Origin of the sequence: Rhodococcus sp. NPDC080181 (assembly GCF_040702225.1) — a bacterium.
Taxonomy (GTDB): domain Bacteria; phylum Actinomycetota; class Actinomycetes; order Mycobacteriales; family Mycobacteriaceae; genus Rhodococcoides; species Rhodococcoides fascians.
The window spans coordinates 214,848-239,285 of sequence record NZ_JBFBKN010000005.1; the positions used below are offsets into that span (position 1 = coordinate 214,848).

26 protein-coding genes and 4 tRNA genes are annotated in these 24,438 nt (G+C 64.7%); 14 read left to right on the forward strand and 16 right to left on the reverse strand.

The genetic code is table 11. From position 1 onward, the window contains the following. Positions 1-77: 77 nt before the first annotated feature. From AB0O58_RS08380 to AB0O58_RS08390, 3 genes are all read right to left on the reverse strand, one after another. The gene (locus AB0O58_RS08380) at positions 78-836 is read right to left on the reverse strand and encodes a YebC/PmpR family DNA-binding transcriptional regulator (protein ID WP_027496944.1); all 759 of its coding nucleotides are present in this window, start codon (positions 834-836) and stop codon (positions 78-80) included. An 88-nt stretch (positions 837-924) separates the two neighbouring features. Beyond that, positions 925-1,527: a pyridoxal 5'-phosphate synthase glutaminase subunit PdxT gene (gene pdxT, locus AB0O58_RS08385; RefSeq protein ID WP_032400791.1), complete on the reverse strand. Its 603-nt coding sequence runs from the start codon at positions 1,525-1,527 to the stop codon at positions 925-927. Next, entirely contained in the window at positions 1,524-2,375 is an 852-nt protein-coding gene (locus tag AB0O58_RS08390) for an acyl-CoA thioesterase II (RefSeq protein ID WP_027496942.1), read from the reverse strand. Before AB0O58_RS08390 ends, pdxT begins: the two co-directional genes overlap by 4 nt. A 40-nt stretch (positions 2,376-2,415) precedes the next feature. Between AB0O58_RS08390 and AB0O58_RS08395 the strand changes: the two genes are divergently transcribed. Continuing rightward, a complete protein-coding gene (locus AB0O58_RS08395) occupies positions 2,416-3,069 on the forward strand; it encodes a hypothetical protein (protein ID WP_288123789.1) in 654 nt (217 codons plus the stop codon). A 22-nt stretch (positions 3,070-3,091) separates the two neighbouring features. Here AB0O58_RS08395 and pdxS read toward each other — a convergent pair whose 3' ends face one another. From pdxS to AB0O58_RS08440, 9 genes are all read right to left on the reverse strand, one after another. Beyond that, positions 3,092-3,967 (reverse strand): pyridoxal 5'-phosphate synthase lyase subunit PdxS, encoded by an 876-nt coding sequence (pdxS, locus tag AB0O58_RS08400; RefSeq protein ID WP_094652899.1) that lies wholly within the window; start codon positions 3,965-3,967, stop codon positions 3,092-3,094. A 239-nt stretch (positions 3,968-4,206) separates the two neighbouring features. Continuing rightward, positions 4,207-5,232, reverse strand: coding sequence for an NUDIX domain-containing protein (locus AB0O58_RS08405; RefSeq protein WP_032365079.1), 1,026 nt, complete (start codon positions 5,230-5,232; stop codon positions 4,207-4,209). Beyond that, on the reverse strand, positions 5,232-6,356 hold the full coding sequence (locus AB0O58_RS08410) for a glycosyltransferase family 4 protein (protein WP_027496938.1): 1,125 nt from the start codon (positions 6,354-6,356) through the stop codon (positions 5,232-5,234). Before AB0O58_RS08410 ends, AB0O58_RS08405 begins: the two co-directional genes overlap by 1 nt. Further along, a complete protein-coding gene (locus tag AB0O58_RS08415) occupies positions 6,353-7,258 on the reverse strand; it encodes a phosphatidylinositol mannoside acyltransferase (protein WP_032372505.1) in 906 nt (301 codons plus the stop codon). Before AB0O58_RS08415 ends, AB0O58_RS08410 begins: the two co-directional genes overlap by 4 nt. Continuing rightward, positions 7,255-7,938 (reverse strand): phosphatidylinositol phosphate synthase, encoded by a 684-nt coding sequence (gene pgsA / locus AB0O58_RS08420; protein ID WP_032400792.1) that lies wholly within the window; start codon positions 7,936-7,938, stop codon positions 7,255-7,257. Before pgsA ends, AB0O58_RS08415 begins: the two co-directional genes overlap by 4 nt. A 25-nt stretch (positions 7,939-7,963) precedes the next feature. Beyond that, a complete protein-coding gene (locus AB0O58_RS08425; protein ID WP_032400793.1) occupies positions 7,964-8,518 on the reverse strand; it encodes an HIT domain-containing protein in 555 nt (184 codons plus the stop codon). A 1-nt stretch (position 8,519) separates the two neighbouring features. Continuing rightward, a complete protein-coding gene (gene thrS / locus AB0O58_RS08430; protein WP_032388436.1) occupies positions 8,520-10,580 on the reverse strand; it encodes a threonine--tRNA ligase in 2,061 nt (686 codons plus the stop codon). Positions 10,581-10,681: 101 nt separating this feature from the next. Further along, on the reverse strand, positions 10,682-11,074 hold the full coding sequence (locus AB0O58_RS08435; protein WP_094621941.1) for a TIGR02611 family protein: 393 nt from the start codon (positions 11,072-11,074) through the stop codon (positions 10,682-10,684). A gap of 147 nt (positions 11,075-11,221) precedes the next feature. Continuing rightward, positions 11,222-11,293: transfer RNA gene (locus AB0O58_RS08440), tRNA-Val, on the reverse strand. Between the two features lie 265 nt (positions 11,294-11,558). On the opposite strand from AB0O58_RS08440, the gene AB0O58_RS08445 reads away from it, so the two are divergent. From AB0O58_RS08445 to AB0O58_RS08475, 7 genes are all read left to right on the forward strand, one after another. Beyond that, positions 11,559-11,630: transfer RNA gene (locus AB0O58_RS08445), tRNA-Gly, on the forward strand. A gap of 17 nt (positions 11,631-11,647) precedes the next feature. After that, positions 11,648-11,718: transfer RNA gene (locus tag AB0O58_RS08450), tRNA-Cys, on the forward strand. Between the two features lie 38 nt (positions 11,719-11,756). Then, a tRNA-Val gene (locus AB0O58_RS08455) sits at positions 11,757-11,831 on the forward strand. 126 nt (positions 11,832-11,957) lie between these two features. After that, complete coding sequence (locus AB0O58_RS08460; protein ID WP_080736533.1) at positions 11,958-12,308, forward strand: hypothetical protein; 351 nt, start codon at positions 11,958-11,960, stop codon at positions 12,306-12,308. Next, positions 12,301-13,008, forward strand: coding sequence for an alpha/beta family hydrolase (locus tag AB0O58_RS08465; RefSeq protein ID WP_032372509.1), 708 nt, complete (start codon positions 12,301-12,303; stop codon positions 13,006-13,008). Before AB0O58_RS08460 ends, AB0O58_RS08465 begins: the two co-directional genes overlap by 8 nt. Positions 13,009-13,025: 17 nt before the next feature. Then, positions 13,026-13,478, forward strand: coding sequence for a hypothetical protein (locus AB0O58_RS08470; RefSeq protein WP_032372510.1), 453 nt, complete (start codon positions 13,026-13,028; stop codon positions 13,476-13,478). Beyond that, positions 13,475-14,002, forward strand: a complete 528-nt coding sequence (locus tag AB0O58_RS08475) for a GNAT family N-acetyltransferase (protein WP_032400794.1) — start codon at positions 13,475-13,477, stop codon at positions 14,000-14,002. The genes AB0O58_RS08470 and AB0O58_RS08475 overlap by 4 nt, the downstream gene beginning before the upstream one ends. Before the next feature lie 21 nt (positions 14,003-14,023). Here AB0O58_RS08475 and zapE read toward each other — a convergent pair whose 3' ends face one another. Beyond that, positions 14,024-15,037, reverse strand: a complete 1,014-nt coding sequence (gene zapE / locus AB0O58_RS08480) for a cell division protein ZapE (protein WP_027496929.1) — start codon at positions 15,035-15,037, stop codon at positions 14,024-14,026. 34 nt (positions 15,038-15,071) lie between these two features. Here zapE and AB0O58_RS08485 point away from each other — a divergent pair, with 34 nt between their 5' ends. The 6 genes from AB0O58_RS08485 (at position 15,072) to AB0O58_RS08510 (ending at position 20,746) form a co-directional block, all read left to right on the forward strand. Next, complete coding sequence (locus AB0O58_RS08485) at positions 15,072-15,857, forward strand: pyrimidine reductase family protein (protein WP_032370461.1); 786 nt, start codon at positions 15,072-15,074, stop codon at positions 15,855-15,857. Between the two features lie 48 nt (positions 15,858-15,905). Next, entirely contained in the window at positions 15,906-17,480 is a 1,575-nt protein-coding gene (locus AB0O58_RS08490; protein WP_045841772.1) for an alpha/beta fold hydrolase, read from the forward strand. Between the two features lie 86 nt (positions 17,481-17,566). Further along, positions 17,567-18,805, forward strand: coding sequence for a glycosyltransferase family 87 protein (locus AB0O58_RS08495; RefSeq protein WP_027496926.1), 1,239 nt, complete (start codon positions 17,567-17,569; stop codon positions 18,803-18,805). 27 nt (positions 18,806-18,832) lie between these two features. Further along, positions 18,833-19,261, forward strand: a complete 429-nt coding sequence (msrB, locus tag AB0O58_RS08500) for a peptide-methionine (R)-S-oxide reductase MsrB (RefSeq protein WP_366238101.1) — start codon at positions 18,833-18,835, stop codon at positions 19,259-19,261. A gap of 125 nt (positions 19,262-19,386) precedes the next feature. Then, a complete protein-coding gene (locus tag AB0O58_RS08505) occupies positions 19,387-20,199 on the forward strand; it encodes a polysaccharide pyruvyl transferase family protein (RefSeq protein ID WP_366238102.1) in 813 nt (270 codons plus the stop codon). An 88-nt stretch (positions 20,200-20,287) separates the two neighbouring features. Then, a complete protein-coding gene (locus AB0O58_RS08510; protein WP_366238103.1) occupies positions 20,288-20,746 on the forward strand; it encodes a MaoC family dehydratase in 459 nt (152 codons plus the stop codon). Here AB0O58_RS08510 and AB0O58_RS08515 read toward each other — a convergent pair. From AB0O58_RS08515 to hemQ, 3 genes are read right to left on the reverse strand one after another with little or no spacing between them, the layout of a single operon-like run. Continuing rightward, positions 20,724-23,045, reverse strand: coding sequence for a molybdopterin-dependent oxidoreductase (locus AB0O58_RS08515; RefSeq protein WP_366238104.1), 2,322 nt, complete (start codon positions 23,043-23,045; stop codon positions 20,724-20,726). The two genes, AB0O58_RS08510 and AB0O58_RS08515, sit on opposite strands and share 23 nt — an antisense overlap. Next, on the reverse strand, positions 23,042-23,746 hold the full coding sequence (locus tag AB0O58_RS08520; RefSeq protein WP_230595117.1) for an HAD family hydrolase: 705 nt from the start codon (positions 23,744-23,746) through the stop codon (positions 23,042-23,044). Before AB0O58_RS08520 ends, AB0O58_RS08515 begins: the two co-directional genes overlap by 4 nt. Next, on the reverse strand, positions 23,743-24,438 hold the full coding sequence (gene hemQ, locus AB0O58_RS08525) for a hydrogen peroxide-dependent heme synthase (RefSeq protein WP_027496920.1): 696 nt from the start codon (positions 24,436-24,438) through the stop codon (positions 23,743-23,745). Before hemQ ends, AB0O58_RS08520 begins: the two co-directional genes overlap by 4 nt.

Here is a 24,438-nt window from a genome sequence, read left to right on the forward strand (position 1 = left end):
GTTCGATAGCGTAGCGGAACGCACCGACGGATCAGGGCTACGACACCCGGTCGATCACCGTGAGCAAACGGACCGGGTCAGTCCTCGTCGTCCAGTTCGGCCATGACCTCGTCCGACAGGTCGACGTTGGACCAGACGTTCTGCACGTCGTCGCTGTCTTCGAGGGCGTCGATCAGCTTGAAGACCTTGCGCGCTCCGTCTGCGTCCACCGGGACGTTGACCGAAGCCTGGAAGCTCGCCTCCGCGGAGTCGTAGTCGATGCCCGCGTCCTGCAGTGCGGTACGCACTGCGATCAGATCGGTCGGCTCACTGACGATCTCGAACGTGTCGCCGTTGTCGTTCACTTCCTCGGCACCGGCCTCGAGGACCGCCATCAACACGTCGTCCTCGCTCTGTCCGTTCTTCTCGAGCGTCACGACGCCTTTGCGTGAGAACAGGTAGGACACCGAACCCGGATCGGCCATGTTTCCGCCGTTACGAGTCATTGCTACTCGAACTTCGCCTGCTGCACGATTGCGGTTGTCGGTGAGGCACTCGATGAGGATGGCGACACCGTTGGGGCCGTAACCCTCGTACATGATGGTCTGCCAGTCGGCTCCGCCCGCTTCTTCGCCGGCTCCGCGCTTGCGCGCACGTTCGATGTTGTCGTTGGGAACCGACGTCTTCTTCGCCTTCTGGATGGCGTCGTAGAGCGTCGGGTTGCCCGTGGGGTCACCACCACCCGTGCGGGCCGCCACCTCGATGTTCTTGATGAGCTTGGCAAACGACTTGCCGCGTCGGGCGTCGATCACCGCCTTCTTGTGCTTGGTGGTGGCCCATTTTGAGTGGCCGCTCATGCGATAGAGCCCCTTCCTGCTCGAATTCGGTGTTGTCGACTTTACTCGCCCGTGTCATCGCTCCGCCCCAACCGGCGATTACGGGTTTCTACGCGCTGCGCACCATGTCCACGAAGAGTCGGTGCACTCGATCGTCTCCGGTGACCTCGGGATGGAAGCTGGTGGCCAGCACTCGGTTCTGGCGCACGGCCACCACACGGCCCGCAGCAGGCCCGTTCGGGACGGTGGCGAGTACTTCGACGTCCGCACCGACACGCTCGACCCAGGGCGCGCGAATGAACACTGCGCGCATCGGTCCGCCCTCGATGTCGGCGAATTCGAGATCGGTCTCGAACGAGTCGACCTGTCGGCCGAAAGCGTTGCGGCGCACGGTGATATCGAGACCGTCGAGGTGTTCCGCGTCGGGCCTGGTGTCGAGGATGTCCGACGCCAACAGGATCATCCCCGCGCACGATCCGTACGCGGGCATACCGTCGGCCAGACGAGCGCGCAGCGGCCCGAGCAGATCGAAGACACCGAGCAGGGTGCTCATCGTCGTGGATTCGCCACCGGGAATGATCAACCCGTCGATTTGGGCGAGTTCGTCCGGCCGCCGCACGGTGATTCCGTGCGCACCGCTCGACTCCAGCGCGGCCAAGTGCTCGCGAACATCGCCCTGCAGTGCGAGTACGCCGATCGTCGGCGGCGTCACTTCAATCCGAAGGGATCGACGTGTGGCTTCGAGGTGTCCCGCTCGAAGCGCATCAGTCCCTCTTGGACGACGGCGGCGACCATACGACCGGAGATGTCGAAGATTCGCCCCTGCGCCAGTGCTCGTCCGAAATCAGCGGACGGCGACGTCTGGTCGTAGAGCAGCCATTCGTCCGCTCGGAACGGCCTGAGGAACCACAGCGCGTGATCGAGGGAGGCCGTCTGCGTGACGGCGTCCGGGTGCGGCACCTTGGCCGATCCGATGAGCGTCATGTCGCTCATGTAGGCGAGCGCGCAGACATGGAACACCTGATCGTCGGGCAGCGTGTCGCGGTACCTGAACCAGACCCGTTGCTGCGCAGCGAAACTGGGATGCTTGACGGTCTGATCGTCGGGAATGAGACGGATGTCCCATTCGGACCACTCCTTGTAGTAGGAGGTGTCGTACTCCGCCAGAGTGGTCGGGTCGGGCAACGATTCCGGTCCGACCACCTCGGGCATGAGGTCCTGATGGGAGATCCCGTCGTCGTCGCCGTGGAACGAGGCGGACATCGTGAAGATGGCCTTGCCGTGCTGAATTCCGGTCACTCGACGGGTGCAGAACGACCGGCCGTCCCGAATACGATCGACCATGAACACGGCCGGCTCGTTCGGGTTACCCGGCCGGAGAAAGTAGCCGTGCAGCGAATGCACGCGGAACTCGGGTGCCACGGTGCGCACGGCCGCGACGAGCGCCTGGCCGGCAACCTGGCCGCCGAACGTCCGCGGCAGCCGGCTCGGGAACGTGCGTCCCCGATAGATGTCGTTCTCGATTCGTTCCAATTCGAGAATGTCCTCGATGCTGGCCATGGCTGTGTCCACCTTTCTGTGACAACGGCTCAGGCTAACAATGAGTGGACCAGGCAAGATGGTCGGTGTGGGTCAACCGATACCGATATTTCCCGATCTTCTGACCAGGTCGATCGTCGATGAGTGCCCCGCCGGGTCGCGAACGATCGTTGTCGTCGACGGTGCCGACGCCGCGAAGCCGGTCGACTTCGCCTCTCGCACAGCCGAACACGCCCGCTCACAGGGCAGGCCTGCCGACGTCGTCGACCTGCACGATTACGTCCGGCCGGCGTCAATTCGATTCGAGTATTCGCGAACGGACGAATTGAGCTACCGCACTGTGTGGTTCGACTACGATGCCGTGATACGCGAGGTCATCGCGCCACTGCGTGCCGGTGGCCGAGGTCACTATCTGCCGCGTCTGTGGGATGAGGCAACCGATCGATCCGCCCGCGCTCGTACCGTCGAGGCCGCGCCGAATCACATAGTCCTGATTGCCGGTCCGATGCTGCTGGGCCGAGGACTGGACGTCGATCTTCGAGTGCAGTTGCGGTTGTCCGAGGGTGCGCTGCGTCGGAGAACCGACACAGCCGACCAATGGACCTGCACGGCACTGCTCGAGTACTACGACTCGATCGACGAGTACGCCGAGCGGCCGGACTTCGCGGTCCGGTGGGACCATCCGGACCGCCCGGCACTGGAACGCAGTCAGTAGCTACGCAACCGGAAGAGGACGGTCACCAACCGCGCTCGGCGAGACGGTGTGCGACGGGCAGGTCGTCGACGTTGATGCCGACCATCGCCTCGCCGAGTCCACGGGAGACCTTGGCGAGGACATCCGGGTCGTCGAAGAAGGTAGTGGCCTTGACGATTGCCTCGGCACGTTCTTTCGGGTTGCCGGACTTGAAGATTCCCGATCCGACGAACACTCCCTCGGCACCGAGTTGCATCATCATCGCTGCGTCGGCCGGGGTGGCGATACCGCCGGCGGTGAACAACGTGACGGGCAGCTTTCCGGCACGGGCGATTTCGACGACGAGATCGTACGGAGCCTGCAATTCCTTCGCCGCGACGTAGAGCTCGTCTTCGGGAAGTGATGTGAGACGACGAATCTCGTCGCGAATCTTGCGCATGTGGGTCGTCGCGTTCGAGACGTCGCCGGTGCCGGCCTCGCCCTTGGAGCGAATCATGGCTGCGCCCTCGGTGATTCGACGCAGTGCTTCACCCAGGTTGGTGGCACCACACACGAACGGAACGGTGAAATTCCACTTGTCGATGTGATTGGCGTAGTCGGCCGGGGTGAGGACCTCGGACTCGTCGATGTAGTCGACACCCAGGCTCTGCAGGATCTGCGCCTCGACGAAGTGCCCGATGCGGGCCTTGGCCATCACCGGAATGCTGACCGAGGAGATGATGCTGTCGATCATGTCCGGATCGCTCATCCGCGACACCCCGCCCTGCGCGCGGATGTCGGCGGGAACGCGCTCGAGCGCCATGACGGCAACGGCACCGGCATCCTCGGCGATCTTCGCCTGGTCTGCGGTGACCACGTCCATGATGACGCCGCCCTTGAGCATCTCGGCCATACCGCGCTTGACGCGAGCGGTGCCGATTCCGTTCTCGTTGGACCCGCCGTCAGCGGATCCAGTGGAAGCAGCGGGCGAATTGGGGGCGTGTGGGGTACTCAAGCCAACTCCTGTGTTCTCGGCAGTCCGGATCTTCGCGCAGAGCCGCTGCCCTGCCCGCGAAGGGGCGGGCCGGCGCGGCGACGCGCCCAGAACTGTAGGCCGCTACCGCGTCGTTTCCCATAACCACTTGACGATTGCTGGACTGGTCGGAAAGGTCCAGATTGTCAGCGGATGGCCCTGACGTCCGGGTCGCCGCGTCGCGCGAGCGCTACGTTGACCTCGTCGAGAAGTTCGGCCAGATCCTGTGGATACACGTTTTCGCCGACCGCACTCAGCGCCCGGATGTCTGCCTCGGTACACCAGCGATGCCCGGTGACGGTTCGTCGCTCGAAGTCCGTGAACCCGGCACTCTCGGGCTCGAACTCCTGCGTCCGATGCGCGAAGAACAGTTCCTCGGACCGGATCAACGTTCCGTTGAACGGGAAGGTCGCAACTCGACGCCACAGCGGTCCGCGCAGGTCGGACGCGTCGACGGTCAGGCCGGTCTCCTCGTGCACTTCGCGTACCGCTGCCTCGCGAAGGGACTCCCCCTTTTCGACCGCACCTCCGATGGTGAACCAGAAGAACGTCTCGGGCACCGTGGGGTCGTGTCCACGCAGGAGCAGGACACGGCCACGCTCGTCGAGCAACACCACCCGCGCAGAGGTACGCGGCGTCGCCCGAGTCTCACTACCGAACGTTGCCGCGGCCGAGCGCTCCGCGATCTCGAAGTACGACGGCAGGGCGGCGGTGCCGCCGAGATGCAGCCACCGGACCGGACGGCGTACCCGTAGAGCGAGGGTGTCTCGGACGGCGTCGTTGTGGAAGCGTCGTGCGATCAATACGCGTGCTTCGGCGTCGGCGAGTTCGGCGACCAGCTGCGGTGGCAGTGCGGCCGGTTCGACAACGGCGAGTGCCATGGACACCGCGTTCTCCGCTTCCTCCCGCTGCGACCGGTCGGCGCGTTCGGCTCGATCTGCCAGTGCAGCAAGCTCTTTGCTCGACGACACCGAGCCCCGGGTGGCGGCCGACACGGCTCGCGCGACGACGGCTCGGCGCGCGAGTGCAGCATCGAGGGCCTGCCAGGCGAGGTCTGTGCGAACGTGGAGCCGATCGAGTCGGTTGGCGGTTCCGTAGGCCCACAGCCCGACGACGAGGATCAGAACCGCGATCAGTCCGAGGACCAGGATGGTGACGGCAGACAGTGTCATCAGCTCGCGGCTCGCACTTTCTGTCCGCCGAGGGTGACCGTCTCGTACACGCGCAGGATCTGTTCGGCGACGACAGGCCAGTCGTACGTGGACACGGCCGCCGAGGCGGCGTCGACGAGACGCTCGCGGACGGCGTCGTCGGACAGAATGGAGGTGACCGCTGCCGCGAGTGCCGCAGAATCGTCGATCGGAACCAGCAGGCCACATGCGCCGTCGCGTAGGACCCGACGGAACGCGTCCAGTTCGCTTGCCACCACGGGGGTTCCGGCTGCCATCGCCTCCACCAGAACGATGCCGAAGCTTTCGCCGCCGAGGTTGGGGGCGCAATACACGTCGGCGCTACGCATCGCGGAAGCCTTCGTGGCGTCGTCCACCTGGCCGAGGAAGGTCAGATGCGAGGCCAGCGCGCCTGCTTCCTTGCGAAGCTTGTCCTCGTCGCCCCTGCCGACGATGAGAATTTCGATGTCGGGGTGAGATTCGACGAGGGCCGGTAGCGCGCCCAGCAGCACGGCCATTCCCTTGCGCGGTTCGTCGAAGCGGCCCAGGAACAGCACTGTCCGGCCCGGACGCGGATAGCCGTCGAGCACGTCTGCGTCGGCGAACGCCGGCACGTCGACTCCGTTCGGAATTTCGACCGCATCGGACCCGAGCGCCTCGACCTGCCATCGCCGCGCCAACTCGGACACGGCGATCCGACCGCTGATCTTCTCGTGATAGGGCCGCAGCACGCCCTGGAACGTGCTGAGCACGAGAGACTTGGTGGTGGATGTGTGGAACGTGGCCACGATCGGGCCGTCCGCGGCCTTGAGTGCGAGCATCGACAGACTCGGCGCATTGGGCTCGTGAATGTGCAGCACGTCGAAGTCGTTCTCCGAGATCCACTTTCGGATCCGTGAGTACGTCACCGGGCCGAATCGCAGCCGGGCGACCGACCCGTTGTACGGAATGGCCAAGGCTTCTCCGGCCGACACCACGAATTCGGGGAGCTCGACGCCGTCCGAGGCGGGAGCCAGAACGCTGACCCGGTGACCGCGCTCGATGAAGACCTCGGCCAACTGCTGGACGTGGGCCTGCACTCCGCCCGGCACGTCGAACGAGTACGGGCACACCATGCCGATTCTCATGTGCCCTCGATTCGGGCCCGGCGCTCTGCCGACCAGTCGCTCATCCACAGCGGCTGCAGCATGTGCCAATCGGCGGGATGAGCGCGGATTCCGGCGGCGAAATGATCCGCAACCGTCTGAGTCGCAGCGGCTACTCCCTGCGAGACGTCCACCGCGGGCGAGATGTCGAATCCCCAACCGTCGCCGTCGAAGTAGCCGTGTACCGGGAGCAGCGTGGCACCGGTGTCGATGGCGAGCTTGGCCGCACCTGCCGGCATTCGTGTCGGTTCCCCGAAGAAGGTCACCGGTACTCCGTGCTTGGCCAGGTCTCGTTCGCCGAGCAGGCAGACCACCTTGTTCTGGCGCAGTCTGTCGGACAACGCGAGCAGGGGCGGTTGCTCGCCGCCGCTGAGCGGAAAGATCTCGAATCCCAGGCTCTCGCGATACGCCACGAAGCGTTGGTACAGCGACTCCGGCTTCAACCTCTCGGCCACGGTCGAGAGGCCACCGTGCGTCCGTACCAACCACATTCCGGCCATGTCCCAGTTGCCGCTGTGCGGTAGTGCGAGCACCACTCCCTTGCCGGCACCGAGCGCCGCTTCGAGATGTTCCTTGCCGTACACGCATCGATCGATGACGGCCGCCTGAGCGGCCAGGTCCATCGACGGCAGCCGGAATGCCTCACGCCAGTACCGGGCGTAGGAGCGAACACTCTCTCGGATCAGGTCATCCGGGACCTGCTCCGCCGTGGTCCCCAGCACCCGAGCGAGATTGCGGCGCAGCTGATCCGGGCCGCCGTTACGGGACGAGGCGAAGTCGGCACCGCGGTCGAACAACCGACGGGCGACACCCTCGGGTAACGACCGGACGAGACGCCACCCCGCGGCGTACCCGGCGTCGGACGCGCGTTCCGACAGATTCATGTCGGCTCCACACCGCCGTCGTCGGAGACCGATGGAGCCGGCGGCACGATAATGTCGCGGGCACCCTCGGATCCGCGGACGGCGAGCACTCGTTGGAACACGGTCACGATGCTCAGCGCGGCAAGAATCCACATTGCGGGATAGATGAGACTGTCCAGCCACGGTATGTCGAAATGTCTTCCGACACCGGTGAGCCCGGCCCCGACCAGAACGATGACGAGGCGGTCGGGTCGTTCGATCCAACCACCGTCCGCGGACAGGCCGCTGGCCTCGGCGCGCGCTTTGGCGTACGAGATGACCTGCGAGGTGACCAGGCAGACGAGAGTGGCAACGAGCAGTAGCTTGTCGTTCTCGGAATACACGGCCCACCAGGCCAAGCCGCCGAAGATCGCACCGTCCGCAACGCGGTCGCACGTCGCGTCGAGAACGGCACCGTACTTGGTGCCGCCTCCGCGTGCGCGAGCCATCGCGCCGTCGAGCATGTCGAACAGAACGAACAGGGTGATGACGATCGAGCCCCACCACAGGTAGCCGGCAGGGAACATCGTCACCGCAGCGGTCACGGTGACGACCGTGCCGATGACGGTCACCGAGTCCGGAGTCAGGCCGGTGCTGTTGAGCGCGCGGCCCAACGGGGCCGTCAACTTCGAGACCGGCGCACGGCCGAAGATGCTCAGCACGCCGCACGCTCCCCGTGCCGGTGATTCATTCGTTCCAGGCCGAGGCAAGCAGGGCCCGAGTGTCGCGGAGCAGTTGCGGCATCACCTTGGCGCCGCCGATTACCGTGATGAAGTTGGCGTCACCACCCCACCGCGGCACGATGTGCTGGTGCAGGTGCTCGGCCAGCGAACCGCCTGCAGCCGCCCCGAGGTTGAGGCCGACATTGAAACCGTGCGGGCTCGACACTCGCTTGATCACGCGAATCATCTTCTGCGTGAACGCCATCAGCTCCGAACTCTCGGCGGGGGTGAGATCCTCGAGCGCCGCGACGCGTCGGTACGGCACGATCATCGTGTGGCCGGGATTGTACGGGTACAGATTGAGCACGGCATACACCGATTCGCCGCGCGCGACGACCAGTCCGTCCTCGTCCGTCATCTTCGGGATGTCGGAGAACGGCTCGGTCGACTTCGCCGAACCCTGCGCCGAACCCTGTGGGGCCTCGGCGATGTACGACATCCGATGCGGGGTCCACAATCGCTGCAGCCGATCCGGTTCACCGGCACCGGTGGCGACGATCGACTCGTCGTGTTCTTCCATGTCAGCTCACTCCGGCGGTACTGGTCTGCACGAGTTCGGCGGTCGGTGATGCGTTGTTGCGTGCGGCGATCCACTCGGTGATCACGGTCACGGCCTCCGCCACCGGAACCCCGTTGACCTGAGTGCCGTCCCGGAATCGGAAGCTGACGGCACCTGCTTCGACGTCGCGCTCGCCGGCCAGCAGCATGAACGGGACCTTCTGCGCTGTCTGATTGAAGATCTTCTTCTGCATCCGGTCGTCGCTCGCATCGACCTCGGCCCTGACTCCGCGCTTCTTCAACTCCTTCACCACCGCGAAGAGGTGGTCCTGATGCACCTCGGCCACCGGAATTCCGACGACCTGTACGGGCGCCAGCCAGGCCGGGAAAGCACCGGCGTAGTGCTCGGTCAGCACACCGAAGAACCGCTCGATGGATCCGAACAGGGCACGGTGAATCATCACCGGGCGCTCCTTGGTACCGCCGGAACCGGTGTACTCGAGCTCGAAACGCTCGGGCAGGTTGAAGTCGAGCTGAATGGTCGACATCTGCCAGGTGCGGCCGAGCGCATCCTTCGCCTGCACCGAGATCTTCGGACCGTAGAACGCGGCACCGCCCGGGTCGGGCACCAGATCGAGACCCGACGCCGCGGCCACCTCGGCGAGGGTGTTGGTGGCCTCTTCCCAGACCTCGTCGCTGCCGACGGACTTCTCCGGATTACGAGTCGACAGTTCGAGGTAGAAGTCGTCGAGTCCGTAGTCCTTGAGCAGCCCGAGAACGAATTCGAGGGTGCTGGTGAGCTCGCCGCGCATCTGTTCGCGAGTGCAGAAGATGTGCGCGTCGTCCTGGGTCATGCCGCGCACTCGGGTCAGACCGTGGATGACGCCGGACTTCTCGTAGCGATAAACCGAGCCGAACTCGAACAAGCGCAGCGGCAGTTCACGGTACGAGCGGCCGCGGGAGCGGAAGATCAGATTGTGCATCGGGCAGTTCATCGGCTTGAGGTAGTAATCCTGGCCGGGCTTGCGCACGTCGCCGTTCTCGTCGAGTTCGGCATCCAGGTGCATCGCCGGGAACATGCCGTCCCGGTACCAATCGAGGTGACCGGACACCTCGTACAGATGGCCCTTGGTGATGTGCGGGGTGTTGACGAACTCGTAGCCCTCTTCGATGTGGCGCTGACGTGAGTAGTTCTCGAGTTCGTTGCGGATCACGCCGCCCTTGGGGTGGAACACCGGAAGACCGGAACCCAGTTCGTCGGGAAAGCTGAACAGGTCCAACTCGGAACCGAGCTTGCGGTGATCACGACGTTCGGCTTCGGCGAGCAACTCGAGATGCGCATCGAGCGCCTCGGTGGACTCCCACGCGGTGCCGTAGATGCGTTGCAGATCGGCGTTGTCCTGATTGCCGCGCCAGTACGCAGCCGAGCTGCGGGTGAGCTTGAACGCCGGCACGTACTTGGTGGTGGGGATGTGCGGGCCGCGGCACAGATCGCCCCAGATGCGTTCACCGGTACGAGGATTGAGGTTGTCGTACGCGGTGAGCTCTCCCCCGCCGACTTCCATGACCTCGGGATCGTCGATCCCGGACTTGTCGTCGATCAGTTCGAGTTTGTAGGGCTCGTTCGCCAACTCTTCCCGGGCCTGATCGACCGATTCGTACACCCGACGCGAGAACCGCTGCCCGGCCTTGACGATCTGCTTCATCTTCTTCTCGAGTGCAGTCAGATCCTCGGGGGTGAACGGCTGCTTCACGTCGAAGTCGTAGTAGAAGCCGTCCTTGATGAACGGGCCGATGCCCAGCTTGGCATCGGGGAAGAGTTCCTGGACGGCCTGAGCGAGAACGTGCGCAGCCGAGTGCCTGATGACGCTTCGCCCGTCCTCGGTGTTCGCCGGGACCGGCTCGACCTCGGTATCGGAGTCTGGAGCCCACGACAGGTCACGGAGCTTGCCCTCCGGATCTCGCACGACGACGATCGCGTCGGGACCCTTGTTCGGCAGGCCGGTGTCGCGTAGCGCCGTACCTGCGGTCGTTCCTGCCTGCACCGAGATGCGGGCGGGCGAGACGGCGGCGACAACGGGCATGCTCACAGCGATGTACTCCTCGATCGGTTCATCTGGCCAGGAAGGCCTCCGACAGCCTATCGGCAACGGGCCACCGCGCGACCCTCAGCGCGGCGCGTGCGTCACAAGGGACTCTCGAGCCAGGTCCAGTCGAGGCCGAACCAACCTCCGACCAGCGCGAAAGTGCCCAGAAGCCACAGTGTTGCGAGCACGACGACCGTCGTGAACAACACGCCGAGCCCCTTGACGACGATCGACTGCTTCGAGAACCAGGCCATGAACGCGTCGTACCTCTTGCGGACGAAGCGCAGCGCGCCCTTGGCCCACTCGAACTCCGAGGCCAGGATGCCCAGTCCTGCGAACACGATCAGCCAGCCGGGGCCGGGGTACGGAATGGCCAGCACACCCAACGCCAACACCAGAGCTCCGACGACACCGACAGTGATCCGGTAGGCGAGATCGAGCGACTTGTTCTCGGCGATGCGAGACCGAAACCGTCGATGCTTCTTCGCCAGCTGTTCTGCCGGACCACTCGAGTCCGCTGTGCTGGTCTTGCCGTCCGCCTCGCGGGACGTGGATCCGTCGGTGCTCACCGGGTCAGATTACCGGGACGGAACACGAAAAAGCCCGCACCGACAAGCGGTGCGGGCTTTCTTCGTCTGTGGTCCCGGCTGGGATCGAACCAGCGACCTTCCGCGTGTGAAGCGGACGCTCTTCCACTGAGCCACGGGACCGAACGAGGCAAAACATTAACACGAGGTGTCGCAGTGGATCGAATCGCCTGCTCCGGCTCGTCCATGTCGCATTCGACGCCCGTGTCGAGCGCAGAGCTCGCTCCCCCGGACCCGGTCCGACCCCATCTTTCACACGGTTCACAGCCGCCAGAGACCCGAATTCTGGGGCTGACCACGAGATTTGTGAGTTTCACTCCCGTTGGGTTAATGTTTTCCCCGCACCACGGAGACAGCAACTGCCCAGCAGTGATTGCCTCCGGGGTATGCGGATGTGGCGCAGTGGTAGCGCATCACCTTGCCAAGGTGAGGGTCGCGGGTTCGAATCCCGTCATCCGCTCGAGGGTCTCGACCCATGGTGGAGTGGCCGAGTGGTGAGGCAACGGCCTGCAAAGCCGTGCACACGGGTTCGATTCCCGTCTCCACCTCGCTAGTGCATCGGTTGCGAAGGCCGATGCGAGGACATGCGCGATTAGCTCAGCGGGAGAGCGCTTCCCTGACACGGAAGAGGTCACTGGTTCAATCCCAGTATCGCGCACCACAGTGAGAACAAAGGACCCCCTTTCGAGGGGGTCCTTTTTTGTGTCTTACCCAGTCTCGGTGGTGATTCACGCCATAGAAGTGCACAGTGGAGACGACGCACACACTTCGATGGAAGGACACTCACGTGTCGGACGATGCTCGCAGTGCACCCACGGACGAAACACCCACCGACACGGCCGGCCCCGGTGACGCGACCGACACCGAAGAGCCTCAGGTCGACGACGCCACACTCGAAGAAGCGAAGAAATCGGTCGAGGGACTCGACGACCGATACCGACCCGGCGCTCGGCCCACTGTGGCGCTCCCCGGAACCAACGGCACCGTCGCGGGTACGGCCTTTGCCGACATGGTCGACGACAACGGTGAGATGGTGGATGCCGACGATCGGGATGCATCCGACAGCTCCGAAACAGACAGCACGGACACCGATCACGCCGGCAGCGACGAAAAGGTAACGTCCTCGACCGATGGCTGAACACGACGTTCCCGACGCCCCCGCCGACATCGAACTCGGCGGGGGCGTCGCGTTTCTTCACACGCCGCCGATCCCGTCGCGCGGAGGGCTCGCTCTCACTCACGGTGCGGGCGGCAACTGCGGGTCGGTGCTCCTACAGAACATTGCGTCGGTGTGGGCGGCGGCCGGCTTCACGGTGTTGCGGTTCGACCTTCCGTTCCGAGTCCGCAAGGCCAAGGGTCCTCCGCATCCCTCCCGTTCCGAGGAGGACCGGATGGGGATCGCCGCGGCCGTCGATCGACTGCGTGCCGAAACCGACGGGTTCGTCGTGTTCGGCGGGCATTCGTACGGCGGCAGGCAGGGATCGATGATCGCGTCGGAGCAGCCGGGTCTCGTGGACGGTCTGGTGCTGACGTCCTATCCCCTGCACCCACCGGGCAAGCCCGACAAGCTTCGGACCCACCATCTGCCCGACCTACGTACCCCCACTGTTGTGCTGCACGGCACCAGGGATCCGTTCGCTACCACCGAGGAACTCGGGGCGGCGTTCGCTCTGGTTCCCGCTCCCACACTGCTGATCGACATCGACGGCGCGGGCCACGATCTCGCACCGGCGAAGTACGACGCAGCGCAGCGGACTCTCGATGCTGCTGTCTCACTGTTCGAATCGCCGCCCGCCGATCGGCCGGGCGTCGTCCCGCTCTTCGACCCGTCACGCTGAAGTGGTGTACTGACGTTATGCCGACCTGGGGATGGTTCATCGTTGCGCTGGTCCTCGTCGATACCGCGGTGCTCGCGGCCTGGTTCCTCGCGCGTCGAAAGCCGGACAGATCGCGCGCCACGTCCCAGAGCCTGAAGCTGGTAGGACTGGACGACGGTGCGCGGGCAGACATTCACCAATTGTTGGCCGCGGACAAGAAGATTCAGGCCATCAAGGTCTTCCGTGATCGAACCGGTGCCGGATTGCTCGATGCCAAGAACGCAATCGAGACGATGCAACGCGGAGCACCGTTTCCTCCCCCGTCGACCATTCTCGATGCAGCGAGTTCGGGTCCCGTGCGATGGGACGACCTCCTCCCCCGATTGACGGCACTCAAATCGGAAGGCAAAGCGATTGCGGCGATCAAGCTGCTGCGCGATCGAACAGGACTGTCGTTGCGGGACGCGAAGAATGCCGTCGATCAGCTGTGAGCGTTCGTGAGGCGGGCCCGGCGGATGCGCACCGAGTCGCCGAGCTGGCCGCACTGACCTTCCCCTTGGCCTGCCCACCGGGAACGCAACCCGATGATATCGAGACTTTCGTCTCGAACGTGTTGTCGGGCAAGCACTTCGAGGCGTACATCGTCGACCCGAACAGGACCGTACTGCTCGACGAGTCGGCCGAGGCACAGGTACTCGGATACGCGATGCTGGTGTTCGGCACTCCCACCGACTCCGGCATCCGCTCGGTGCTGTCCCACGAGCCGACGGTAGAGATCAGCAAGCTGTACGTCCGACCCACCGAACACGGCGGCGGAGTCGCAGCGCGCCTGATGACGTTGGCGCTGGACAGTGCTCGTCGGCATGGCTGCCGAGGGGCGTGGCTGGGCGTCAACCAACAGAACGTCCGCGCCCAGAAGTTCTACGCCAAGCACGGATTCGAGACAGCCGGCACCAAGACGTTCGTCGTCGGCGACCGGACGCACGACGACTACGTCATGCAGGTGCAGCTCTGAGCCTGCCTCGACCGAGGCAGGTCAGCCGACGGCAGCGAAACGAGACAGTGCGAGCAGACGGGACGTCGCACGGAGGTACTTCTTCCGGTAACCACCCGCGAGCATCTCCTCGGTGAAGATCTCGTCGAGCTTTCCACCCGAGGCCGTCACCGGAATACCCGCGTCGTACAGGCGGTCGGCGAGGACGACCAGTCGCAACGCAATTGCCTGATCGGAAGCCGGGTGCACGTTCTTCAGGAACACCGCGGGAATACCGTCCAACAATTTGCCGTAGCGCGACGGGTGCAGCGTGCTCAGGTGCGCCAGCAGGTCGTCGAAGTCGTCCAAGGTCGCGCCCTCGATACCGTCGGCACGCTCGATGAGCTCGCCCTCCGACGTCGGCTCCGGGGCCGGCGGCAGATCGCGGTGCCGGTAATCGGGACCGTCGACGCGGACGGACTCGAAGATCGAACCGAGCTTCTTGATCTCCCGCAGGAAGTCCTCGGCTGCGAAGCGGCCTTCGCCGAGCTGGCCGGGCAGGGTGTTCGATGTCGCCACGATGGACACGCCGCGCTGCGAGAGCTCCGACAGCAGTCGCGAGACCAACATCGTGTCGCCCGGATCGTCGAGCTCGAACTCGTCGATGCACAGAACACTGTGGTTCGAGAGCTCTTCGAGAGCCTTGTTGAAGCCCAATGCACCGACGACGTGCGTCAACTCCACGAACGTGCCGAACGCCTTCGGTTCGGGGACGCTGTGATAGATCGAGGCCAGCAAGTGGGTCTTACCGACGCCGAAGCCGCCGTCGAGGTAGAGCCCCGCACCGGTGGCCGGGGTCTTCTTACCGAACAGTCCGCGCTTGCCCTTGCCGCGAATCTTCTGCACCTTGTTCGCGAATTCCTCGGCTTTCGCGACTGCAGCGGCCTGCGTCGGCTCCTTGGGATCGGGAATGTACGAGGAGAAGCTGACGTCGTCGAACATCGCCGGCGGAACCATCTGCGCGATCAGCTGATCGGAGGGGACCACGGGATTTCGGTCGACAAGGCGTGCGGGCATTGATCGAGCGTAACGACGTGGTCTCATGTGACTCATGCAGCTTCTCGATATTGGGACCTACTTCACATCGGAGCAGGCCGCCGCAGCGCTCCCCGCCATCGGAACGGAAGTGGACGACGACGGTCTGCGATCGCTGTATGCCTACCCGACCGATGTGGGCCGACCGTGGATCCGTACCAATTTCGTCTCCAGTATCGACGGGTCCGTCACCTCCGACGGTGCCTCGGCCGGATTGGGCACCCCGGCAGACACCCGGTTGTTCGGCATCCTGCGTGAGCTGTGCGATGCGGTGCTCGTCGGTGCCGGCACCGTGCGCGGAGAGAACTACGGCGGGGTCGCCCTGTCTCCCGATGTCATCTCTCGCCGGCAGGCGAACGGTCAGGAATCGGTGCCGACCATCGTGGTCGTCACCGCCTCCGGCTCCATCGATGCGCGGTCTCGCCTACTGACGGACACAGCGGTGATGCCGGTGGTGCTCACGTCCGCCGCGGCGGACCGCTCTGCGGTAGGCGAACTCCGGACGGCCGGGGCGACGGTGCTCGAGGTGTCCGGCGAATCGGTGTCGACCACCGACATTGTCGAGTCTCTGTCCCAGCTCGGGTTCGGTCGAGTGCTGTGCGAGGGCGGACCAGGACTGTTCGGTCAGCTGGTGTCCGACGGGGCGGCGGACGACGTGTGCCTGACGATCTCACCGAAGGTGATCAGTGGGCCTGCCGGCCGCATCGCCCATGCCGCACACGCCGCCGATACGTCCATGCAGCGCGCACTCGTGCTCGGCGACACCGACGGCACGCTGTTGACCCGCTGGGTGCGGCCGTGACGAGAGACGCGGGCGCGGCAGCGAAGCAAAAGTAGATAGCCTCGCACCGTGACGCAGAAACGTTCGTTGCTCGCCGCAGTACTCCTCGTCGCCACGGTCTGCGCGGCCTGTGGAGGCGGCCCGTCGATCCGTCCCGAAGTGGCGGTGGAGCAGCGCTCGCCCGGTCAGCCCGCCGAGTCGTCGCCCGAAACCCCGCCCGAACCGGCTGCACTCGCTGTTCCGACCACCGACCTCGATTGGTCCGAGTGCACCTCGGCCACCCTCGGAATGTTCGGGCTCACCGCCACCACGCCGGGCCTGACGCTCGAATGCGGTGAGTACGAGGCCGATGTCGACGCCAGCGGTCAGATGTTCGGCACCTTCGCCGTCGGGGCGCTTCGGGCCACGCTCGACCGGACACCCGTCGATGCCGGGCCCCTGGTGTTCACGTCCGGTTCGGATCGTTCGTCCATCGCAACCTTGGCCACGATGGCCGCCGGCCCACTCGCCACGCTGCTCGAGGCACATCCGATCGTTGCCGTGGATCGCCGCGGCATCGGACGCTCGACGGCCGTGGACTGCATCGACGACACCCCCCAGGCGCCTACCAAGGCTGCCGTCGATGCCCTGGGACAGTTCTCCAGATCCGACTCGGACTCCGTCGACCGCGCGGTCGACGCCGGACGAGACGCCACCATCGAATGCACCGACACCCTGCAGCCGCAGGAGCTCGCCTTCGGCACCGGGTACGCCGCGGACGATCTCGATCGGCTTCGACAGTTGTGGGGCGTGGACCGGATCGGCCTGATCGGAGCGGGAAACGGTTCTCTCACCGCCATGGCCTACGCCGCGAAGTTTCCCGACAACGTCGCGCGCCTGATCCTCGATTCGCCGACGGGCGTCAACGCCGACCAGGCAACGCTCGCCGAGCAGCGAACTCAGGGCAAGGAAGCGGCGTTCGCTGCCTTCGCACAGCGTTGCGTCGCGCTGAACTGCTCGCTCGGAAGTGACCCGACGGCCGCAGTGGCACAGTTGATCAAGCGCGCCGCCGGCGGCGAGTTCGCACCGCTGTCCACACACGAAATTCTCGACGCGATCACCTTTGCCCTGGCTTCGACCGCGGGAGACGCGTCGACGCGGGCGAGAGATCTGTCCTCGACGCTCTCCGCTGCCGCCGCCTCCGACACGACAGCGCTCGCAGCGCTCGCCGAACGAGGCCGGGCGGCGTACAGCACCGACGGCCAGTTCGTCGCCCGCTGCACGGACGGGCAGCAGTGGCCATCTCCGCAGGGCGTCCGCGACCTGGCGCCGGGGTGGACCGACCGCTACCCGATCTACGGAACCGATGCTGCCTTGACGGCATTGCTGTGCTCGTCCTGGCCGACAGCTCCCTCCGTCCCACTGCCCACCTCGCTGGACGTTCCGGTCCTGGTTCTGTCCAACGCCGGCGACCCGATCGTCGGCAACGGCGGCCTGTCCTCGGTCACCGGCCTGATCGGTGCGACCGGTGCCGCCGTCGCGTCGGCCGCCTGGCAGGGCAGCGGGCATCCGAGCATCGGCGGGTCGCAGTGCCTGCAGAGTGCTGCTGTCACCTACGCCCGAGACACGACGCTTCCGACCGACGGCACCGTCTGTCCGGCCTGACTCGACTCCTCGGAGGGTCGCGAAAGACACGGGCCCCGCGGGGTGTCCTGAACGGGCGCACCGACCGTCTCGGGTACCGTTCGCGGGTGTCACTTAGCTTTCTGGAGCCGCGTACCGGGCGGACCACCGCCGAAGTAATCAAGTACGCGCTCTGGCCGATCGCCATCATGACCGTCGTGCATCGGGTGGTGATCAGGGCGGTCAACGGCGATGTCACCAACGACTTCAACCCGGTGTACAACGCAGCTCTCGCGTTCCTCAACCGGCAGCCGGTGTACACCGCGAACTTCGATTCGGTCGATCCTCATTACCTGTACCAGCCGAGCGCGACGATGCTGCTCTCCCCCATCGCCATCATCGACCCGGAGCGCTCTCGCTGGCTGTTCATCCTTGCCAGCACCGTGGCCATCCTCGTCGCGCTGTACATCCTGCTGCGCATCTTCGGCTTCCGGTTGGACTCGGTGGCTGCACCCGCCCTGCTCCTGGCTGCCTTCGTCAGCGAGACGGTGACGAACACACTGGTGTTCACCAACTTCAACGGTTTCGTACTCCTCGGCGAAGTGGCGTTTCTCGGATTCCTGTTGCAGCGCAAGGATTTGTCCGCCGGTGTCGCGATGGGCTTGACCCTGGCGATCAAGCCGATGCTCGCACCACTGCTGCTGCTCCCCCTGATGACGAGACAGTGGAAGGTGTTCATCACCTCGATCGCCATCCCGGTGGTGATGATGGCCATTGCCTGGCCGTTGTCCGTCGATCCCAAAAATTTCATCGATCGGACGCTGCCGTACCTGCTGCAGACGCGTGACTACTTCAACAGCGCTGTCGTCGGCAACGGCCGTTACTACGGAGTGCCCGAGTTCCTGACCCTCGGCATCCGCGCCGTCCTGGGCATCATGGTGTTGGTCTCGCTGTGGTTGCTCTACCGGTACTGCCGAGAAGATCGACTGTTCTTCTTCGCCACCACCTCCGGCCTGATCCTCACCGCGCACTGGCTGCTGGGCTCACTGGGCCAGATGTACTACTCGATGATGCTGTTCCCGTTGCTCATGACGGTCGTGCTCAGGAACTCGCTACTCCGGAACTGGCCGGCCTGGCTCGCGATCTACGGGTTCATGAACGCCGATCGTTGGTTGTCCGGACGGTGGATCGAAACCGGACGGGCCCTCGACTATCTCCGCACCACCTTCGGTTGGGCGCTGCTGATCGTCGTGATCTTCGGAGTGCTCGTCGGACGCTGGTTCGCCGCGAGAACAGAGGGACGGCTCGACGAGGGAATCGAGCCCAACTACCTGCTACCGACTGCGTCACCAGCGAAAACGGCATAACCCGGCAAATCGTATTAGCGTGTCAGCATGAGTTCAGCAACAGACAACAATGCCGCTCCGGCCGTCCAGCTCACCGACGCGCAGTGGCGGGAGAAGCTGACACCCGAGGAGTACGCGGTTCTGCGTCAGGCCGGTACCGAGCGCCCGGGCGTCGGCGAATACACCGACACCACCACCGAAGGCATCTACGAGTGCCGCGCCTGCGGAGCCGAACTGTTCCGCAGCACCGAGAAGTTCGAATCGCATTGCGGATGGCCGTCTTTCTTCGACCCGTCCGACAGCGACGCCGTCATCCTGGAAGAGGACACCACTCTCGGCATGCGCCGCGTCGAGGTCGTTTGCCGCAACTGCCACAGCCACCTCGGCCACGTCTTCGAGGGCGAGGGCTACCCCACCCCGACCGACCAGCGGTACTGCATCAACTCAATTTCTCTGGTGCTCAAGCCTGCATCCTGATCGGTCCGGACATCCCGGGGATCGCCGCGCACTCGGCGAACCTGCGCTGAGGATGCGTCGAAACCGAGCCGCGAACTCCGGAGATTACCTCTGCTTGACCTGATCGTTAGGGTAGCTTTGGGGTTGTGGCCACGTCGATCAAGACCTTCTGGTGGCGCCAGGTGAAAATCACCGGCGTCACACCCAATTTCGGTGACGAATTGACGCCGGGACTGGTCGGAACATTGTTCGGGAAGAAGTGTTCCTGGCGTCGCGCGAAGAGCTGCGACATGATCGGGGCAGGTTCCACCCTGGAAATGGTCCAGCTCATGCAGGCCCGGAAGGGTCTCAAGGTCTGGGGCTCGGGTTTCATGCTCAGTGACGCCGCCCACGAACGAGACTTCAGCTACCCCGATTTCGACTTCTACGCGGTTCGCGGACAGCTGTCGCTGGGACGCATCAAGTCCGAGCGCGAAGTCGCGGTCGGGGACCCCGGGCTGCTGGCGAACAAAGTCTATGCACGCTCCCCACGGGTACCCGGCCGGATCGGCCTCGTCTACCACTGGGTGCACAAGAAGGATCCCGTAGTGCGCTCGCTTGCGCGAGACGAAAGCGTCACGTTGATCGACCCGTCCAGAAAGCCGGCCAAGGTCATCGCCGACATCACTGCATGTGACTTCGTGATGTCCACGAGTCTGCACGGGTTGATCGTCGCAGACTCGTACGGCATCCCCAACGCATGGATAAAGCTGCCGCAAGACATAGGCGGCAACGGATACAAATTCGCCGATTATTACTCTGCTTTCGACCGAGAAGCTGTCCAGCATTCGTCGGACCTTGCGCGAGATCACGATCGAATGGCGCAGCTACAATACGAATATCGGCCGGTCCCGAATCTGAAAGAGATTCAAGACAATCTGATCGGAGCTTTTCCGTTGGCTCCGCCCCACACAGCTTGAATTCGACAGGCCGACACTCGAGCCGGTCATCGCTCGCTCCCACACGATCGCTTTCGAGCGCCCTATTACGACGGTGCATACTGTGAGCATGCGCACTTTCACCTCACCAGAGCAGATCAAGGCGGCCGTCGGCGAAGAACTGGGAACCAGCGACTGGCTCCAGATCACCCAGGAACGGGTGAACACCTTCGCCGACGCCACCGGCGACCACCAGTGGATCCACGTCGACGTCGAACGAGCGAAGAAAGAGAGCCCGTTCGGCGCGCCGATCGCCCACGGATTCCTGAGCCTGTCGCTCGTGTCGATGCTGAACTGGCAGATCTACACCATCGAGAACACCAAACTCGGAATCAACTACGGCTCCAACAAAGTTCGCTTCATCAACCCGGTCAAGGTCGGATCCCATGTCCGGTTGCGGACCACCCTCACCTCTGTCGAGGACGCGTCGGGCGGAGCGCTGCAGATCGTGACGACGGGAACGTTGGAGATCGAAGGCGAGGACAAGCCTGCGCTCGTCGCCGAGATCATCTCTCGGGTGGTGTTCTGACCGATCGTGTCACCGGTGGATCGAACGCAGTGATCGGCGGCAGCGGCGCGTCGTAGCGTTCGATCTCCACCAGCACGTGTTGCCCGGTGCACCCCCGCGAGAGCGACGACGACCCGACGTCGGCGGTGAGAACGTTCACGCTGCCGTGCACGCACATCGACCCTGGGTCTGCTCGGTCCAGCGGGTCGTACCAGGCACCGGTCGACAACTGCACCACCGATTCCAGCATCCCGTCGTCGACGACCACCCCGGCCAGGCACGAACCGCGGTCGTTGAACACTCGCACCACATCGCCGTCCGACACTCCCCTGGCCCCCGCCGCAGACGGATGCATTCGAATCGGCTCGCGGCCCTGAACCTTCGAATTCCGGCTCACCGCACCGTGATCGAGCTGACTGTGCAGCCTGGTGCGCGGCTGGTTGGCGATCAAGTGCAGAGGAAACTGCTCGGCGCGTGGCCCACCGAGCCACTCCTGCGGCTCGAACCACATCGGATGCCCTCGGCAGTCGTCGTAATCGAACCCCGCGACCGTCGCCGAGAAGATCTCGATCTTGCCGCTCGGTGTCCGCAGCGCGTTGCCGATCGGGTCCTGGCGAAAATCCTCGAGAAACGTCAACTCGTCCTCGGTCTTCATCCGGAACGAACCCTCACGCGTGAAGTCGTCGAATTCCGGGGTCTGCACGCCGTCGGCCCGCAAGTACTCGCGCCACTGCCCGTACATGTGCTCGAGCCATTGCTGTGACGTGCGCCCCTCGGTGAACTGCTGCCCCACACCGAGTTTCATAGCGAGTTCCGCGAAAGTGTCGTAATCGTCGCGTGAATCGGCGAATCGCTCGGCAGCCGGCGCCATGGCCACGAGCAGTGGATCGTTGCGTGTGCAGCTCAGATCCGACCGTTCCAGCGATGTGGTCGACGGGACGACGACATCTGCGTGCTTGGCCATCGGCGTCCAGTAGGGATCGTGGACGACGACGGTATCGGGCCTGCCGAGTGCCCGGCGCAATCGTCCCAGATCCTGGTGGTGATGAAACGGGTTGCCGCCCGCCCAATAGACCACTTTGATGTCGGGATAGACCAAACGTCGGCCGTCGTAGTCGAATTCGTACCCGGGGTTGAGCAGCATGTCCGAGACAGCTGCAACCGGAATCAGATCGGCCACCGGATTGATTCCCTGCGGCAGTGTCGGCAACGGATAGGGCACAGGAGCGAGGCCGGGCTCGTTCATCGAGCCGTATCCGTGTCCGAATCCCCCACCGGGCACGCCGATTTCGCCCAACATCGCTGCCAACGTGATGCCCATCCACGGAGCCTGTTCACCGTGCTGCGTACGTTGCAGGGACCACGTGACGGTGACCATCGTGCGTTTCGACGCCATCTCTCGGGCGAGGTCCGCGATGATCGTGGCTTCGATGCCGCAGATGTCCGACGCCCACTGCGGGGTCTTGGGAGTGCCGTCCGAGACACCGAGAAGGTAGCGCTCGAACTCGGGGTAACCCTCGCAGTATTTCTCCAGAAACGCCGTGTCGTGCAGCTTTTCGTCGGCCAGGACGTATGCCAGAGCCAGCATCATCGCCACGTCGGTTCCGGGGCGTGGGGCGATCCACCGCGCCTCGCCCGACATGTCGTTGCGCAATGGACCGACGGTGACGATCTGCCCGCCGCGGGCGCGCATCGCGTCGAGCGAACCGACGGTCGGATGATCCGACGTACCACCGTGATTGATGCCGGTGTTCTTCACCGGAACACCGCCGAACGCCACCAGCAGTTCGGTGTGTTCGGCGATCACGGACCAGGATGTGGAGCGCGAGAACATCTTCCAGTGCGCGCCGAGCACGTGCGGCATGATGACGCCGGTCGCACCGAGCGAATAGCTGTGCACGGATCGCGTGTAGCCGCCGATGCAGTTCAGAAAGCGGTGTACCTGACTCTGCGCATGATGAAAGCGGCCGGCACTGGCCCAACCGTACGACCCGCCGTAGATGGCGTTGTTGCCGAATGTGTCCACCACGCGGCGCAATTCGCGCGACAACAGGTCGGTGAGCTCGTCCCACGAGACGTCGACGAACTCCTCGCTACCGCGCCTGTCGGTGGGGCCGGGACCGTTCTCGAGCCAGCCCCGGCGTACCGCAGGCGACGTGACGCGGGATCGATGGGTCACCGAACCGACGAGGTTGCCCAGCACCGGGGAAGGATTGCTGTCCGTCACCTGAGGATGAATCGCGGTGACGTCACGTCCGTCCGAGTCGGCGCGGAACATCCCCCAATGGCCCATGTGCTGGACGCCGGTCACTCCGGTCATCGAATCCCGAACGCGCTCAACGCTGCCAGCAGTGCGTCGGGACGCTCGGCCGTCGGCACCGGATCGACGAGTGCGAAACTGCACCCGATCTCCTGTGCCGCGCCGTCGGCCTCGGCACTGTCGCCCACCATCAGCGTCCGCGCGGGCTCGACGCCGAGAGCGGCCACCGCATGTCGGAAGATCTCCGGTTGCGGTTTGACGTGCCCGACCTCGAACGAGAGCACGAATTCGTCGACGTACCGGTCCAGGCCCCGAGCAGTGAACGCCGGACGGATGTCGAAGGCAATGTTGCTCAGCACCCCGACGCGAATCGACCGTCCCGCCAATGTCGACAGTGCCGCTTCCGTGTCGGGATAGGGCGTCCAGGAGTCGGCGTCGATGACTCGTCCGTACACCGATTCGGCCTGTGCCTCGGCGGTGATGCCGGACTGCGCCAGAACGTGCAGATACGCCTGCCGATGCAGGGCCGGATCCAGATCGCGATGACGCCATGCGTGCCGAGTGGCGTCGTCGAACTCGACGGTCTCGCCGACCGGAGCGGTCATGCGTCGCATGAGCTCGGCGGCTCCGGCTCCGTCGACCGGAATGCCGTCGGCATCGTGCACACCGTCGAACCACGACGGCTCCTCTTCCAGTCGGAAGAGTGTGCCGGAGAAGTCGAAGAGAACGGCGTCGACGATGGGTGTGTCCGTCCCCGTCACGGTAGTGATTCGACGAGCGCGTCCACCTCGACCCGAGGGCCGGTGAAGAACGGCGTCTCCTCGCGCACGTGTCGGCGTGCCTCGGTGGCCCGGAGATCGCGCATCAGGTCCACGATGCGGTCGAGCTCCGGGGCTTCGAAAGCCAGGATCCACTCGTAGTCACCGAGCGCGAACGAGGGGACGGTGTTGGCGCGCACGTCCTTGTAGTCGCGTGCTGCCTTCCCGTGATCGGCGAGCATCGTCCGACGTTCCTCGTCGGGCAGCAGGTACCAGTCGATCGAGCGGACGAACGGGTACACGCAGATGTACGCGCCCGGATCCTCGCCCGCGATGAACGCAGGCACGTGGCTCTTGTTGAACTCGGCGGGGCGGTGCAGAGCAGTGTTGCTCCATACCGGCGTGCTCGCCTTGCCCAGCGCGGTGGTGCGCCGGAAGTCGGAGTACGTCGCCTGCAGGTCCTCGATGCGCTCGGCGTGCGTCCACACCATGAAGTCGGCATCGGCCCGCATTCCGGCGATGTCGTAGACCCCGCGCACGACGACACCCTTGTCCTCACGGCCCTCGAAGAATGCCCGGGCTTCCTTCGCAGCGGCCGCGCGGTCGTCGCCCAGAACCCCGGGTGTGACCTTGTAGACCGAGAACATCAAGTACCGAAGAGTCGAATTGAGCGCTGAGTAATCGAGGCGTGCCAT

Bases quoted from the DNA above. Each gene is read 5' to 3' on its own strand.
- zapE (WP_027496929.1), bottom strand. From the start codon at position 15,037: ATGCCCGCACGCCTTGTCGACCGAAATCCCGTGGTCCCCTCCGATCAG.
- AB0O58_RS08515 (WP_366238104.1), bottom strand. From the start codon at position 23,045: ATGACCGGAGTGACCGGCGTCCAGCACATGGGCCATTGGGGGATGTTC.
- AB0O58_RS08390 (WP_027496942.1), bottom strand. From the start codon at position 2,375: ATGGCCAGCATCGAGGACATTCTCGAATTGGAACGAATCGAGAACGAC.
- AB0O58_RS08395 (WP_288123789.1), top strand. From the start codon at position 2,416: ATGAGTGGACCAGGCAAGATGGTCGGTGTGGGTCAACCGATACCGATA.
- AB0O58_RS08465 (WP_032372509.1), top strand. From the start codon at position 12,301: ATGGCTGAACACGACGTTCCCGACGCCCCCGCCGACATCGAACTCGGC.
- AB0O58_RS08380 (WP_027496944.1), bottom strand. From the start codon at position 836: ATGAGCGGCCACTCAAAATGGGCCACCACCAAGCACAAGAAGGCGGTG.
- AB0O58_RS08415 (WP_032372505.1), bottom strand. From the start codon at position 7,258: ATGAATCTGTCGGAACGCGCGTCCGACGCCGGGTACGCCGCGGGGTGG.
- AB0O58_RS08510 (WP_366238103.1), top strand. From the start codon at position 20,288: ATGCGCACTTTCACCTCACCAGAGCAGATCAAGGCGGCCGTCGGCGAA.
- hemQ (WP_027496920.1), bottom strand. From the start codon at position 24,438: ATGGCACGCCTCGATTACTCAGCGCTCAATTCGACTCTTCGGTACTTG.
- AB0O58_RS08410 (WP_027496938.1), bottom strand. From the start codon at position 6,356: ATGAGAATCGGCATGGTGTGCCCGTACTCGTTCGACGTGCCGGGCGGA.
- AB0O58_RS08405 (WP_032365079.1), bottom strand. From the start codon at position 5,232: ATGACACTGTCTGCCGTCACCATCCTGGTCCTCGGACTGATCGCGGTT.
- msrB (WP_366238101.1), top strand. From the start codon at position 18,833: ATGAGTTCAGCAACAGACAACAATGCCGCTCCGGCCGTCCAGCTCACC.
- AB0O58_RS08470 (WP_032372510.1), top strand. From the start codon at position 13,026: ATGCCGACCTGGGGATGGTTCATCGTTGCGCTGGTCCTCGTCGATACC.
- AB0O58_RS08485 (WP_032370461.1), top strand. From the start codon at position 15,072: ATGCAGCTTCTCGATATTGGGACCTACTTCACATCGGAGCAGGCCGCC.
- thrS (WP_032388436.1), bottom strand. From the start codon at position 10,580: ATGCCCGTTGTCGCCGCCGTCTCGCCCGCCCGCATCTCGGTGCAGGCA.
- AB0O58_RS08425 (WP_032400793.1), bottom strand. From the start codon at position 8,518: ATGGAAGAACACGACGAGTCGATCGTCGCCACCGGTGCCGGTGAACCG.